A 15,367-nucleotide genomic window follows, 5' to 3' on the forward strand; every position below is an offset into this window, starting at 1 on the left:
ATAATGCAAGATTATCGGACGTTTAGGGAAAAATGGTGTCGAGGAGTTACGCTGGCCCGCAGGCTATCCCCATCAATGAGAATTTGGCTATAGGTCAAGCAATAGGCGACTGGCGGCAGACAGGGACATTACCGTCACACCGTTTGGAAGAGGGAAGGCCTCTTGACCGGGGTAGATAACGACCCGCCCTTGCGGCTGCAAATCCTCGCAGGCAAGATAAAGCCCTTTTTCGAGTTTAGGCGTAAGGCTTCGCTTGATCTCTATCGCCCAAGGCTTTTCGCCTGGAGGAGTCAGCTTAATCATCCTTGCATTTATGGAGTACTGTTCCGGAATTGCAAGGAAAAATTTTATCTATGTAAGGAGCCGCGTTGCCCGACCGCTACGCCGTGTCGCATTATTGTAGTAACTCGATGCCTGCTGAACAGACCGATGCTTTGACTGCTCCATAGCTTCGGGCAGTGGGATACCACGATTGGCAGCCTCTGTTAGATAGCCGGACCGCAACCCGTGCGCGGAAAACTCCGCCGGATCCAACCCCGCCATCTCCGCCCGCTGCTTGACGATCGCATTGACCGACTGCGGATCGAGAGGCCGCTTCGACACCGTTCCCCATCTTCCGATCCCCCTGAAGACGCTGCCCTTGTCGATCTTCGCGGCCGCCAACCAGGTATTCAACGCTTCGACAGGTCGGCCGGTGAGATAGACGACGTCGTCCTCTTCGCCGGTCGTCGTTTTGGTACGGCCAAGATGGATGGCAAGAGAGGGGAGGGGAGGGCCATCGGCCACCTCGATCGGAACTTCCACAGTCAATTGTTCCAGGCGAAGGCCTGCGACTTCGCTCCGCCTCCGGCCGCCGGAGGCAAAGGCGACCATGAGGATCGCGCGGTCCCTGACATCGCGCAGGCTGTCGCCGCTGCAACTGGCAAGCAGCTTTGCCAGCACGTCGCCTGTGACCGCCTTGGCGCTCTTGCGGCGACGCGTCCGGGGCACGGCACGCACGGCGAGCCGAATGGCCGATTTGAGGGAAGGGGAGGAGAAGGCGCCAGAAAGTCCACGCCATTTCGTCAGGGACGACCAGCTGGCCAGCCGCCGGCGGACCGTATCCGGCGCGTGCGGGCCGACGGCTTTGAGAAACCCCTGTTGTCGAAGGTTGTTATCTACCTCGGCTGGCATGCCGTGGTTGGGATCTGTTGCGCGCTTTTCCGGATCCCAGAGATGATGGGCGACAAATTTGAGGAGCAGCGCCTCGGGCGCCGGCCAGGGCAGGGATTTTCCGGTTGTCGCCAGGCCCCAGGCTTCAAGGTAGGTGAGATCGGAGGTCAGCGCCCTGAGCGTATTGTCGCCCATGCCCTGGTTGACGAGATGGCGCAGCGTCTCGACGTCCTGATCGGTCAACAGCTCGGCGAGTTCGTCGCGGCGTTCCAGTGGCAAGACGGAGGCGATGGTATCGAGCTCTTCGGCGCGTCGCTCGACCGAAGTCTGTGATGTCTTCGCTTTGGTCACGAGGGACTCCAGAATCGCGGGGTTCGGCGGCCGCTGGGACCGTGATTTGCCCCGATTTTCCTCGATTTGCGCCGCGAAATCAACTACTATCGATAAGGGGTACTTATCGATAGTTAATAATCCAACTCGTAACCGTACCATGTGAGGAACCATAAGATTGAACTAGAGTTTCTTTAGGAAATCATTTACCATGATTTCAATGGCTTACGATCTTTCCAAAATCAGCATGAGCGCCCTCATGCGACCGGCTTTCGACGCCGGTGTCGCCTTGACGCGTCTCGATGAGCGCATCGCTCGTTCGCCCGAAGGCGCGGGCTTCCTGGAGCGCCAGAATTTCGCCGATGCCTGTGCGTCGCTGTGGATCGATGGCGAACTCGTCCATCTCGAGGACCTCGTCCTGCATGACGCGACCCGCGATATCCGCACCCCCACCCACGAACTGACCATCGCTCGCGACGTTTTGAGGACCCGCCGGCGGATTGCTGGGCAATTGCCATCGTGGGCGATGTCTGCCGAGGGCATCCGAACCCTGCGGCAGACGTCGGACATCATTCCGATCGGCGCTAACACGGTAGAGCAGGCCGGCGTCACTCGGCCCGCCGTCGCGGTGGGTGCAGAAGGGGAGGGGGATGATGGGGATGACGCCAAAGATCTGCTCGGTGTCGACTATGCGGCTATCGATGCGGTGCTGGCTCGATCAGAGGCGGCGATCGAGAATGCCACGCGACCCGGCCGTGGCAGCGTTCAAGACAAAGACCCAATGATTTACGATCTCGAATGGGACGAGGATGCCCGGCTCGACGAGTGGCGGGATGTGTTGCGCAGGGCCGAAAACCTACCGGCAGTGCTGCAAGCAATCGTCGCCCTCGATGCCTGGAACGAGCTGTCCGTGCTTCAGCACGCCCCCTGGCTCGGCCGGTTGTTTGCCGCTTCAATATTGCGGGAAGCCGGCATCACCACAGGTGGTCATCTGGCGGCGGTCAATGTCCGCCTCAAAACCATTCCGGTCGATCGCCGCCGGCATCGCGACCGGGAGACCCGGCTGCTCGCCGTCGCCCACGGTATTTTGGCGGCCGCCGAGATCGGCATGAAAGAGCATGACCGGCTGGCGCTGGCGCGCACCCTGTTCGAGCGAAAGTTGGACGGACGCCGGACGTCGTCAAAACTGCCGGAGCTGGTCGAGCTGGTGATGGCGAAGCCATTGGTGTCGGCCGGGATGGTGGCCAAGACACTGGCGGTGACGCCGCAGGCGGCTCGGCGGATCGTTTTGGAGCTCGGGCTCAGAGAGATGACGGGGAGGGGGAGGTTTCGGGCGTGGGGAATTATGTGAATGAGGTCACAGACAGCATTCCGTCTGGTTACGACAATGCGTCCGGCAAACCCAGCGTTTCAGTCGCGAACCCACTCTGTGCGCGGAGTTCGGCATCCCGCCGGATGATATCGCAGCAAAGATTAAGACTTTCTCCAAAGTCCTGGTCGGTAAGGATCAGGGCAGAGCCCCGCTCAGACTTGAGCGGCAGCATTCCATGAATGTGCAGGATGCCCGCGAACTCCGTGCTACGGCTGGGATTAGGAATTTCACCAAAGGCGAAAGCGTCGCTGGAATACTTGCCCTTCTTTGCCGCAATGCAGAGAAGGCGGTCGAAATTCGTTGTTACCAGCAACGTTTGGCCAAAACGCTGGCCAAGTCGCACGAGAGCCGAGTGCAAGGGATTGGGTTCGACTGTCCGCTCAAGGACCTTGTGAGCTGCGCGCCGCAATGTGCTCATCTTACTCGGGTCGCCGGCGATCCGGCGCTCCAGCATTCCTAGGACAACGTCATACTCATGTTGGGCAAAAAACTTGAGCTCAGTCCACTGCTGGTGGGTCAGAATGCCGGCTATCTTGTCCCATTCCAAGGGTTTTGGCTTTCGAAGTTCGCTCAGAGGCCCCTTCATCGCCGCGTCTACCTCGGCATAAATGTCGGCAACAAGGCCTCCAAAGTCAGGCAATGAGGATGGGGGCGGGCATGATGCGCCAGCTCCTACGATAAACAATACCTCACCGCGATCTCTAGCGACGAGTAATTCTTCAGGGAGGGGTGGCAAATTGTTGCCGAGGATGATTGAAGAATTCATGTCGAAGTGTGCCCAAATGCATTTGAATATTGGTGGCACGACCATAGTGAAACTTCAAATGGCAGCCGAACATCCATCGCTCGCAAGGCAAAGACCTGGGCCTCGACAAAGGGGCGGTTCCTGCAAGGACACTAAGCATCATGCGGACGATATCGGGAGAGGAAGCGAGGGCCCGGATCGAGAGCCAGTTGGCTCAGGCCGATGAGCTTCCACCGCTGATCCGGCGCAGTGGGAAAGCCGACGCCTAATGAACCGTCGGATAATGCGCCCGATGTTGAGCCAATGGGGCACGTCAAGCACAACTATCTGGTCCGCCAGCTGACTTGCTAGACGTCCTCTTCAAGTGCTCGCCGGGCGAGACTCAGTAGTCTTTCAGCTTCGGGTGTTCCATGTTCCTGTATGATGACACGGTAGAGCGCGTCTAAAAGCTGCTGATCGGTCCAGGGAATTTCTGCGATGGCGTCGTCTTCATCGTCGTCGGCGGCGTTGACTGGTTCCTCATCGCCGATATCCTCGTCATCAGTCTCGGTTTGGGACGCCGGTTCAGATTTAGTGTCGGTTGAGGTCGCACTTGGCTGGCTCGTCTTTGGCGGACGACTGCGTAGCTCCGACAGGCGGTCTTTCAGTGCTTTCAGCTTAGATATCTGTTCGCCGACCTCGTTGGGATCTCCGCCGGTAAGCTTGTCAGGCTTCAGACGGCTGAGAAGCCGATCGATTGCGGCGACAAGCTTGTCGTAATCAGCTTGGTCGATCATATCCCTCTGCTCGACGGTCCTAGCGAGCGAGCTTGCCTCAGCTGCGATTGTCTTGAGGGTCTTGCGGCTATTGGATGCGGCTCGAACCAGGGTCACGACCCGCCGTGCAACTCTTGTTTTGATGTCTTTTCGGATGTCCCGCCAGGCCGGCCCATCCTCAAAGCCGTCGCGCCGTGCATTAGGCACTACGGCTGGATTGGTGATAAAAATCTCTCCAACCGCCCAGCGTTGCAGACGTCCTTCAGTGCCGCCGGTTGTCAGTTCTGCTCCGAGCTCCTCGATCAGTTCGGAACCGCCGACCTGGATGTTCTTGACGCGAAAGCGGATGCCAGCGACCATATCGTCGGTGATTTCCCCCTTGAAGTTTGACTTGCCGATCCAGCCGTGCCAACCCAGTTCCGGCGCGGTGATAAGCTCGATATCCGATATGACCGAGGAGCGACGCTGATCGGCGGTCGGGGAGGCGTCATCATAAGCCTTCAGGATCTGTGTTCGCTCCCGTTTGAACCTGGTTTCCACCTCGACGGCGCCAAGTGGGTGGCCCACGCTCTGGGAAAATGCCCGGATGCGGGGAGCCTGGGAAAAGCGGTCGCTGTAGTCAGTCGGGCATACCTGACGCAGATAGGGTACGAGGGTCTCGATGACGGCGAATTCGAGCCCATTTCCCATCAGGCCGATCATCTCGACCTCCGTGAAATGGTCTTCAACTTTGGCCGTCGCGCTGCCGGTTTTGACGCACAACCGGATCACCTCCCGGACGTCGATAGTCTCGGCTCCGGGGCGCATATAGCCGCGCATGCGACCACAGTCGAATTCCACGATGGTGGCTTCGGGCTCGCCCTTCCACTTGGTCGTGAACCTCAGCGTGGTACAATAGGCAATGCCGGCCAGACGGCCGATACCGCGGAAACCGGCATTGAGCGTTGACCGCTTTTTGCTGGCGCCGATGGACACCAAGGTTCGAACGGCCTCGTCCGCGGAAATGCCTTCGCCATTGTCTTTCACCGACAATGACGGACGGGCCGCAGAGCCACTGATGGCAATCGTCACGAGGCCACTATCCTCGGGGTAAATTCCCTTGGCCCGTGCCGCGCGGATTGCGTCATAGGAGTTCTGGACATATTCACGAATGCAGTGGAAGGGATGCTCGTACATTCCGGTCGTCAGTGTCTCGAGCGAGAACGACCCTACGCGGACATCGTCTGCAATGATTGGGTTGGTAACTTCCTGGGTCATCTGAGCTGCTCGGCCGTTGTTGGTCCCCAGGAGACGTATCCGGTTCTCTCGGGAATTGTAATCTGAAAATTCGTGGGTCCTTCGACACGTAACATGCGGACGGGAACAACAAACTCGCGGGCGATGGCGGCGACCAGTTCGCTCAGCGGCATCTCTACGGCTCCCCCACCGACGGCTATTCTTCGGTTTTCTGGGACGTCAGGCTCTAGCAGATCCACATCGTTGGCCTGCAGGCCCCGCAGGACTTGGCCCGCCAACTGCACCTGAAGATTGATTTCCCGTTCGGGCTCTCCCGGCAATGCCAGATACAGCCGCCGGATGGGTCCGAGCGGCTCATCGACTGTGACCTCGAACGCCCGACGCGTCTCGGGAACGGCCGCCGAAGCGAAAAGCGCATCCACGATGTCGGGGTGGGACGCAGGTTTTTTCGGCTCGCCATTCTCATCAAAATAGGTTTCGGCCAGCATGCCGACCAGGAAATTGGCTTTGACTGCAGGCTCAATCTCTTCTGATTGCAGGACAAAATGCGCAAGTTCAATCGGTCCGACGGCGTCCTCACTGGACGCGGCGACAACCCCTCGGCCAATTTGCTTCAGTTCCACCGCCGTTGCGGAAGGAATTAGATCGGAAAGCTCTGACGAGGCATCGTTCTGAGCGGTCCAACCCTCTGCACGTAATCCCTCGATATGCTGCCAGATTGGCGACTGCGCTTCATCTGTTGGCGGTTCATACATCATGTCGTGAGAACTGAAGGAGATGTCGGTCGATGGGAACGGGGCCGGATGTCTGTCAGTGGACCGATCACCGCGTGGCGCTGTCGACCGACTTGGCCGGGCACTTGCCTGGAGCGCGCGGGCAAGGTTTCCGACACGAGCCGTAAATCCGGAACGCAAGACGGTGACAAACATTTCAAGCGAAATGACATGGACCGACGAGACGCCGGGACAGCGTTGTTTCGCCTCCTCGACAAGCAAGGGAAGGGGCAAGGTAATGAGTCCGGCATTCTGTTGCAGTCGACCATCGTCACCGACGACGCGTTCCGGCTTGTAGACCCAATCTCGCTTGGAATTGTCGCGGGTGAGGATGATCAGATGTTCGCTGTTGGTCGCCTTCACATCCGCTAACGCTTCAAGCCACATGATCAGGTCGCCGTAGCGGTTTTTCTTTTTTCCCTTGAGCTGGCTGGGGAGGTCTTCACTGTCCGCTTCGGCGCCTGGGCCGCTTTTTTGACCGCCGTCGGCAAATCCGGGCGGGACCTCGTGCGAAAATCGCATTTCACCTGTCCGCTGCACCTCATCGTATATTGCGGCAAGGTCGGAACTGAGCCCATGCGCCGCAATGAAGGGTAGCAAGCGCGCGTTGGCATCGTCGTGGCCGGGTTCGATGTTCTCAGCGCGCCGGGCCAGCCGCTCCAGACTGCTGACTGCGTCGTCAACCTCCATCGTATACTGTTCGAGGCTCATATCGTCGAAGGTGCGTTCGTCGACATATCGAAGGCTCTCGCTGCGGAATTCCTGAAGCCTCTTGTTCAAGCCGCTGACTGTGCGGGAGAGGGGGCGGCGGCTTGGCAAGGCGCGGGTGTGATCCCATGTCTCCTTCGCTGACCAGACCGGCACCTTTACCGAATCGCCGAAACTGTCCAGCGCGGTCAGCAACTCTTCGCAAGCGCTGCGGCTGATCTCATAGCAGTGTATAAGTACACTGGCGTCGACATAGAGACGCATGGAGCGCGAGCGCAACGCGTCCGTGACAAGCCTTTGGCTATCAGCCCGGAGCGGCGCTACGTCGGGAAAAATCATGTAGATACCTGCGCTAAGCCCACGTTCGGGCTAGTGATGATGCCGCTCGTGGATGCCGCAGCATCGCCAGAATTTCAGAGCTTGCGCATAAAGACAAGCCGATCATTCCTTCCGGAAGATTCGCCTGTGGATTGTGCTTGGCGATCGACGCCAGTACGCCTTTTTGGTTGGAACACGTCGATGGTGACTGGGTTGGCTGTTGAACGTGTAGCACGGGAGCGACGGTTCACTCCCGATCCGATTTCCAGTCACCCATCTTGACCTGACCCCGTCAGGCCAGCTTAGCGAGGATCTTGTCCAGCAGGGCCCTTGCTGCTGACGCATTGGGCGAGCACTCGTAAACAAGGTCGCAAAACCTCTTGAACGCGTCCTGTTCAGGTTGCGACAGGCCTTTGATCACCGCCGGTGGGGCGGTCTCATGTTTGGCCGTCTCGAACCGCTCTCGCAGTTTGTCCACTGCTACCGTTCTGTCTTCGACGTCATCGGCTTTCAGCGTCGGATTTCGCAAAGCTCGAGCGATACGCTGGAACCCGTCTTCAACTACGGCCTGTCGCCGTGTTCGCTCGCTCTCGCCAATTGCCCCCTGGGCCAGAACGTCGATTGTTTGCTCGATGTTCTGCTGCTGAAGTTCGACCTCGCGAAGCGAATTGCGCCGGATCGAGCTTGTCCTGCAGATATGGGCGATTTCGCGCGCCAGCGGAGTGATATGATTGGTGAGATTGTTGTAGTGAGCGTTCTGCTCGAAATGGTCGCGCCTGCCATTCGGGGTGATCTTTCGGTCGATCACGTGGATTTCGCCAACAGTCCAGGCGTTGAATCGTGGTTCGGGAAACAGGTCTTCGAGAAGATTGTGCTCGCCGACCTGAATATTGCCGGAACGCAGCCTTAGACCTTTGACGCCGGCGCTGTTGGAAAGGGCGCCGTCGTATTGATGATGCAATATCCAAACGATAGCCGCAGGCTCGCCGTCCATGCTGGGGATTGTCGTGATGGAAACGTCATCAAAGGCAATCGGCTTGGTGCCTTCCTTGACGATAACGTCACGATGCGGCCGGTAGACCGGACGCTCTGACCCGTCGATGGTGATGTTGAGTTCCCCAAGGGCAACGAAGGGAGCGAGAGCTGATCGGATATTCTCACCAAACCGGAATTCCGGCGCGAATGGGACAGGCGCCACTTGACCGAGATAATCCTCGATTGCGGCGGGGCTCATGAGTTTATCACTGCGAATCCGCAAGATTCCACGGAGCTCAACCTCAAAAAACCGGGCGGGGTAATCGCCGATCGGTTTTTTGCGCAAGGTGGTGACATTACGGATCAGGCTTTGGAGGTCGCCCTCGTCCTCCCTGAGAGCCGCCTTCAGTTTGCGGCAATCCCAGATCAGTTCGGCAACCATTGCGTCGTCTGCCGTCTTCGAACGGAAGATCAATTCCTGAGCGTAACCGAGGCCGGCCAGACGGCCAACGCCGCGAAATCCGCGTGCGGTGGTGCCCCGTTTCCCGCTTCCACCCAACGCCGCCATCCGTCGGGCAAATTGACTGTTTGAGATGCCGCTTCCGTTGTCCCGGATGCGGACGGAGCGTGACGCGGCATCGACAGTGATTTCCACTTGGCCGGCTGCGTCGGCGGCAATCAGTTTCTGACGGCGCGCCTCGTCGACCGCGTCGGCGGCATTTTGAATATATTCCCGGTAGACCGTCATCGGGTCAATATACATAGCGCTAGAGACGAGCTCCAGAACGTCCCTGCCGATGATGATTTCATCGAGCGGCTCAATGTCACCCAATGCTTTCGCGGCAGAAAGCGCGGCACGGTTGGCGCGCGAAACGGTATCCAAACTCATGCGACCACCCTCTGCTTTGCCTGGCGCGGCATGTCATGTGCCTCGATTTCCGGTTCTTCATAGTCGAGGCCGGCATCTTCGACACGCTCGTCCTCGGCAAGCCCGAGATCCGAGATCGATTCCAGCCGAATCAGCTCTTTTTGTTTCGCCCAGATAGACGTCAGTTCGTTCTTTGATGCAGGAACATAAAACCGCAGGATCCGCCGGACCTTGTCATGGGTTGCATAATTGCTGAGGAGGACGAATTCGCGCGGGTCGCGCGACGACAGAAGCTCAAGCAGTTCCGCCCGCTCAAAACTGTCGAGGCTAGCGAATTCTGCCTTGAACTCATAGAGCTTTTGATCGGGGTCAAATCGCTCATACCATGAGCGATTGAAGATGAAGTCGTGCGGCAACATCAAAATGCGGGCGTAATCGTCAAATGTATCGCCGAATGCATGCTTGAAGAAATCCGGTGCACCGCTGACGATGCCATGGGTTGCTTGCAGGATGATCTGCATCGAGCGAAGCTGATAGCGCGACCATTTTTCACCGATATGGCCCCGGTCGGGCCGGTTGGTCGGCTGGTAGCGCATCGGGAAGGACCAGATGCGCACGCCAAGCTCCTCGTTCAAGGATACGTTAAGTCGCATGCGCTCAAAGAGATCTTCCGGCCCGTCATGGAAATTGTAGAGCATGTAATTCGACAGTTCGGTCAGTCCGAACTCCTTGGCGTATCGGACTGCCTGTTCATACGGCTTTTTGACACCCAGATGGTCAAAAGCAATACGAAGAGGCTTAAGGGAAATCGTTGCGAGTTCCCGCAGATACATTGGGTCTTTGCACAGGATGCGAGCGTCTACCCCTTGGTTGAAGTCGACGCGGCGTTGTACTGCAACCTTCGAGCCCGGCCTCAACAGTTTGGCGCCGGGCACGAACCCAAGATCACGGATTTCGGCAATGATCTCCTTGAAACGTGGCGAGGCTACAACGTTGTTGTCCATCAGGATGAGATCTTTTTTCGGGCCATAATGCTCTTCGATGGCCCGGACAAGATCCGTGAGAGATTCAGTGTCGCGCTGCATTCCCTCGAGTTTGGGCACGCCGCAGAAGTGGCATTTGCGGATGCAGCCGCGTGAAGTATAAGCGAAATACGCGTCGCGGACGGGGTATTTGTAGTCGATCTGGGACAGGATGTCGTAGTCGGGCACCAGATCTTCAATCGGCTGGCCCGTCGTGTCGCTCGCGTAAAGTTCTTCTGAGAACTCGTCGAGCTGGAGGGAAACAGCCGGCGCTTCCGAAAGAAGGCCCTTGATGAAGCGAATGCCGTGCCACCGCTTTTCGTCGAGAAATCGTTCATGCATCAAGGATGCTGCGATGCCGCCGACGAAGACCTTGTCGGCCTGTCCGTTGGCGACTTCAATGGCGAAATCGATCGTCTGCGAAATCTTCGGGTATTCGAAGGAGAACAGCGTCGTCACATAGATCCGATCCCAGGCCTCGTTGAGAACGGAGCGATCCTCACCTTTGATGAAACGGACCCGGTCACGCTTTCCTCGCGGTCCGTGATACTGGGCAATCTTCATGAGCCCCAACGGCGGATATTTGTTCTTGTAACCAGGCTCGATCAAAAGAATATTCTTATTGGCCATTAATCACCTTAAACCGCGCCCGGCGCCTGACGTCCCGGATATATTCGCAAGCCGCCTTTACGCCAGCATGCCCGCCAAAACCTTGCAGTGCACCAGTTGTTGTCCAATCAATATCGCAGACGAAGTCGCAAAGCGCCGCCGCGAAATATCGTCTATCGCAGGTGTAGCCACTGTCGCGAGCTTCGTTGACGAGGTCCGCTGCAATTCGCATGAGCGCGTACACACCTACGCCCTTTGTCAGAAGATGCCGACGCGGCTCGGCCCATTCTGCGGGCAGTGTTTCTTTGACGGCAATCCAGAAGTCCAGAACGATCCTGGCAATTTCCTGGGTGGATAGCGCCGACCGAACACCTGAAAACTTCATGAAATCAAAAATCGCCTGCTGCATGAGCCGCAGGGAGGCGATCCGTTTGAGGCCCGTCGTTGCGGTGCCTCCGAGGTTCATCCGTTTGAACCAGGGAGACGCCTCTTCTGCATTCAGGAACAGGGCAATAAAAAGCTCTGGGCGGTCGTTTGCGAGGTCATTAGCAAATTGAGCGTCGTGATAGTCGAGCAGGCTTCGGCTCAGGCCTTTCGCCTTGCTATTGATGACGTTGAAAATCTCCATCTCTTCCCGAACGGATAGGCCAAGAAAGCACATGAACGGCAAGATGACGGATGAATTGACGAGGTGACCGAGGCGATGCTGGCAGTCGACCTGCGCCATGATTTTGCCGGCGGTTGCCGAAATAACAAGTTCACATGTCCCGTCTTTTTCCGAAAGCCACCAGACCTTGTCTGGTTGCGATCGTAAATTAAGTGTCAGCGGAATGGTTGTCGAGCCTGGCTGGCTGATATAGCGGCGAAAGTCCTGACTATGGGAGGAATTGAACGGCCGCTGGTAGCCGTTTCCGGTATCTTCGAAGAAGACGTCGGCGAAGCTGTGGCGCAACAGCAGGTCGGCGGGGGCAAACCCGATCAGAACGGGGCGGTCGGCAGACTGTCCTGTGAGGCATTTGATAACAGTATTTGACACCGTACCCTCGCGAATCTGCATTGTAACAGTGCAGATTTAGCAGTGCTATACCGCAAGTCAATGCGTTATTCGCCTTTAAGCTGCGGTTGGAACTGTTTCCAACTCGATCAGCACGCGCTCCTTGGGATCGACGGGTACACGGTCCTTGATGTGGCGCTTCACGAGCTCGTAAACCCGCTCCACATATTCGACCTGGTCTCTTGAAAGAGGGCCTTTTTCGGCATGATGCGTAACGGTGCGCGCCTTGTTGATCTTGCTGATCCATCGGACGAGCGAGGCCTTCGGTCCCTTGCCATAAAAGTTGTAGTGATCTTTGAAAAGTTCCCAATTATCGCCGTAAAGCACGATATCTGCATAGTTGATCAGGAACAGGTAACGCCAGCGTTCGTGCTCACCATTATTTTCGTTAAAGTTCCGGTCGCAATCGTTGCGGACCGGCTTGGGGACGCCTTGCATCCACCAGGCGTCACGCACCTCGCCGTACTTCTGTTTCAGCGTTGACAGGACATCGTCGAAGAGGATCCGGTTAATGTCGTCGATCATGTCCTTGGCGCGCTTGGTACCCTCGGCGTCCTGGCTGTCGAGATAATCCTTGACCTCCTTGATATCGAACGAGGGAACGGCCTCATAAATGATGGCCATGAGCTGCAGACAGTTCTGGCTGACGCTCAGCAGCGAGCTGCCGCGGTTTCTGAAACGGGCGACGTCAGCTTGATCTGCTGTGCGGAAGTATCGGATGACCGGTGCAATCAATGCCCGAATGCGCTCGACGATGTCTTCCGCGTCCAGAGCGACGACCCGCGTGCCATCTCGTTCCGAAAACTGGATCAACTTGCGAAACAGCGTCAACAGCGCCCGGATCCCGAGATTGGTGCAGAGATATCCGCCCTTGGCGTCGCCGAGTGCCCAGTGTTCAGGCACTCCTTGCGCGAACTCACGTAGATAGGCTGCAAGCGTCTCTGCAGCCTTGTCCAGCGTTAGCTGCGGCGAAGATGATAGTTCCGACAAGGGTCCCGGCTGCAGGACATATTCCTTGCCGGACTTGGTCACATTGCCGATCAGATTATTTTCGGCAATGCCGTCGGCAAGTGAAGTCAGCGTCAGACAGCGGACGTTGTTCTTTTCTTGGGCGACGGTCAAAATCCGATCTTTGACAGGAGAGTGCTTGTCACTGTCCAGTCTCAAGGTTATGCGCGCACACATAGCCTCGAGCCGCTTGCGTGGATCACTGTGATTGATATCGAGACTCGAGACGATCTCGTTGACGAGATTGCGTGACACCTTCACTTGCTGCGTGTTGATATCGACGAACATCTGGATTTCGTCGCGAATGGCCATGTTTTCGTAGGCAAGCACGGAAACAACCGAATTGTCGCGCTCTTTAACCCGGCTAGCATAAGCATAGCCGTAAAGACGGTGCTGGCCGTCGATCACCCAAGCCGAACCATATTGGCCGGGCAGGGTCAAAATTCCGGTGGCGGTGTCGCCGAATGACTGCGTGATATCAAATCGCAGACCTTCATGTTTTATGTTCACCACAATGTTGGTCGGGAAGGTGCCGCCGGCGTCAAGATATTGCCCGATCGACTTCAATCTGGTGGGTTTCACCATTCGCTGATAGGTCGACAGATCGGCATTCGAGCTCTTCGACATATGGCTGATATAAGCGAGCCGCAGAAGGTCGTGGGGCGATATCAGGAAATTATAGAATGTGGTCTGGCCGACTTTGCCCTTGGTGGCAGGCACCTCGGTCCGCAGTCCCTCGACTTTTTCGCCCTCAAGGTATCGGCCGAGAAATTGATATCTAGCCGCCGTCTTCAAAATGTCGGTCAATTTTCTGAAGTAATCGAGGTCGCTTTCGGTAATGAGGGCGATCTTGGCTTCTTCGGCACGTTGCCGATCGGCACTTCGCAGGTCAATATTGCGTGTCGCAATCGCGAATTTCACCTTCAGGCGAGGTTCCTTACCGAAATGGGAGTGGACGATTTTGATCACGTTCTCCCGAATGGCGCCGATCTTGTCGATCAAGGCTTTGACGGATTTGGGAGCGGTATCGCGGGCATGCGTGCATTCGACGATGAAAACGGTCTCGTTATCCTTCGCGAAGATGTCGATTTGCCGGGATGGCGCGCGTTCGTCTATGGGTAGGCGAAAATTCCGATCAGCGTTTAGCGTATTGAACCCCATCCGGTAAAGGAGCGACCAGACATCGTCCTCAAGTTGGCGATCAGCAGGCTTTGGCCGGGCCATGCGAACGGACCGCATGTTCCGCTTGCTGACCGTCCACCCATCGGCCTCCTCTGCCAGGATCTTCATCGCAAGCGCATCGCTGTTCGAGGCTGAGACAACCTTTTCGTCGACAGTAGTCGCTCGTCTGGCAGCCACAGACCTCAGTTCTTCACCCGATACCAGTCCGTCCATGTCCAAATCCCGATTGCATTCGGCAAGATTATCCGGCGATAGTGTAAGCAAGTTTAACGACAGTCGAGTCTAAGTTATTCAACTGACCTGCCTTTTGCACATCTTATTATCAATGAGACGATATTCGTGCCGGCAGCTGCAAACGGCGGCGCACAAAACAATTCTGCGGGGTCAGAGTTTGCATACGGCACGAAGATCAAACAGGTTCCAAAGACCTGAGCTCAGGATCATGAAGATGATCGCGACGAAGATGATGAACCCTACGCGCCAAGCCTTATCCTGAGCCTGGACAGTACTGAACCAAGCCATCACTCGACCGAACCTTGTATAGCGCGGCGTCGGGTAAACAACCCGCCATGCAGTCGAAAAATCGAGGATGTCTCGGAGCAAAACCATGATCCCGAATGTCACGAGGAAGACAGTACTTCCTGTCGTAGCGCCGTTGGTTGGGCAAGCGACGTGACCCCACGACCGCCATGCCATCCACAGAACGATGACAACTAGGAGCAGAAGACTGTTCATGAAGACCCAGAAGGCACCGAGCGTGGCAATTGGGCGGGGCTCTTTGTGACGCTTCATGAAATTGGCAAAGCGCCGTATAAAAAGCAGCATCAGTCCGAGGACGATCAGAAAGGTATAGGCGACGAAGTACCATGTGAACCCAACAGTGGACGTATTTTCGAAGCTCAAGCCATGAGCCATTAAATAGAACGGGATCATTTGGCAGACGTTAATTGCGTAGTTCAAACCAAAGTTGAATGGGGTGACGACCCCGAGTGGCTCTCTGGCGAACATGATGTCCAGAAATCGATCGCCCTGGTAGTAGAATAGGCCGGCTGTGATCAGGAAGGAGGCTGTCATTTCGGCGTTCAGAAGTAATGCCTGGAGTGAGAAGTCGCCGGCGATCGTTGCGGTAGTGATCTTGGTCGCAGCACCCTGTGCAACGATCGCAAAACTCAGTGAGAACAGTACTGCATATGTTCGTTCCGATTGTCGAAGTCGATCCTTCTCAAAATCTGCGTCCGATTTTCCCGCCATTTTGCCACC

10 protein-coding genes are annotated in these 15,367 nt (G+C 56.8%); 1 reads left to right on the top strand and 9 read right to left on the bottom strand.

Features of this window, described 5'->3' with window-relative positions; all coding sequences use genetic code 11:
- Window positions 1–351 precede the first annotated feature (351 nt).
- Entirely contained in the window at window positions 352–1,503 is a 1,152-nt protein-coding gene (locus ASB65_RS08050; RefSeq protein WP_060723586.1) for a site-specific integrase, read from the bottom strand.
- A gap of 190 nt (window positions 1,504–1,693) precedes the next feature.
- Between ASB65_RS08050 and ASB65_RS08055 the strand changes: the two genes are divergently transcribed.
- A complete protein-coding gene (locus ASB65_RS08055; protein ID WP_060723587.1) occupies window positions 1,694–2,833 on the top strand; it encodes an RHE_PE00001 family protein in 1,140 nt (379 codons plus the stop codon).
- Between the two features lie 28 nt (window positions 2,834–2,861).
- Here ASB65_RS08055 and ASB65_RS08060 read toward each other — a convergent pair whose 3' ends face one another.
- From ASB65_RS08060 to ASB65_RS08095, 8 genes are all read right to left on the bottom strand, one after another.
- Window positions 2,862–3,620, bottom strand: coding sequence for an SIR2 family protein (locus tag ASB65_RS08060; protein ID WP_158006587.1), 759 nt, complete (start codon window positions 3,618–3,620; stop codon window positions 2,862–2,864).
- Window positions 3,621–3,946: 326 nt separating this feature from the next.
- Window positions 3,947–5,611, bottom strand: coding sequence for an ATP-binding protein (locus tag ASB65_RS08065; protein ID WP_060723589.1), 1,665 nt, complete (start codon window positions 5,609–5,611; stop codon window positions 3,947–3,949).
- Complete coding sequence (locus ASB65_RS08070; protein WP_060723590.1) at window positions 5,608–7,410, bottom strand: PIN-like domain-containing protein; 1,803 nt, start codon at window positions 7,408–7,410, stop codon at window positions 5,608–5,610. The genes ASB65_RS08065 and ASB65_RS08070 overlap by 4 nt, the downstream gene beginning before the upstream one ends.
- Window positions 7,411–7,681: 271 nt before the next feature.
- Window positions 7,682–9,253 (bottom strand): ATP-binding protein, encoded by a 1,572-nt coding sequence (locus ASB65_RS08075; protein ID WP_060723591.1) that lies wholly within the window; start codon window positions 9,251–9,253, stop codon window positions 7,682–7,684.
- Window positions 9,250–10,884 carry a hypothetical protein gene (locus ASB65_RS08080; protein WP_060723592.1) on the bottom strand — a complete coding sequence of 545 codons (1,635 nt, stop codon included), beginning with the start codon at window positions 10,882–10,884 and terminating at the stop codon, window positions 9,250–9,252. The genes ASB65_RS08075 and ASB65_RS08080 overlap by 4 nt, the downstream gene beginning before the upstream one ends.
- Window positions 10,874–11,920 (bottom strand): DGQHR domain-containing protein, encoded by a 1,047-nt coding sequence (locus ASB65_RS08085; protein WP_060723593.1) that lies wholly within the window; start codon window positions 11,918–11,920, stop codon window positions 10,874–10,876. Before ASB65_RS08085 ends, ASB65_RS08080 begins: the two co-directional genes overlap by 11 nt.
- Before the next feature lie 54 nt (window positions 11,921–11,974).
- Window positions 11,975–14,320, bottom strand: coding sequence for a DGQHR domain-containing protein (locus ASB65_RS08090; protein ID WP_065694989.1), 2,346 nt, complete (start codon window positions 14,318–14,320; stop codon window positions 11,975–11,977).
- Between the two features lie 171 nt (window positions 14,321–14,491).
- Window positions 14,492–15,358: a hypothetical protein gene (locus ASB65_RS08095; protein ID WP_060723595.1), complete on the bottom strand. Its 867-nt coding sequence runs from the start codon at window positions 15,356–15,358 to the stop codon at window positions 14,492–14,494.
- Between the last annotated feature and the right edge of the window lie 9 nt (window positions 15,359–15,367).

Origin of the sequence: Agrobacterium tumefaciens str. B6, assembly GCF_001541315.1 — a bacterium.
In the GTDB taxonomy this organism is placed as follows: Bacteria; Pseudomonadota; Alphaproteobacteria; order Rhizobiales; family Rhizobiaceae; genus Agrobacterium; species Agrobacterium radiobacter.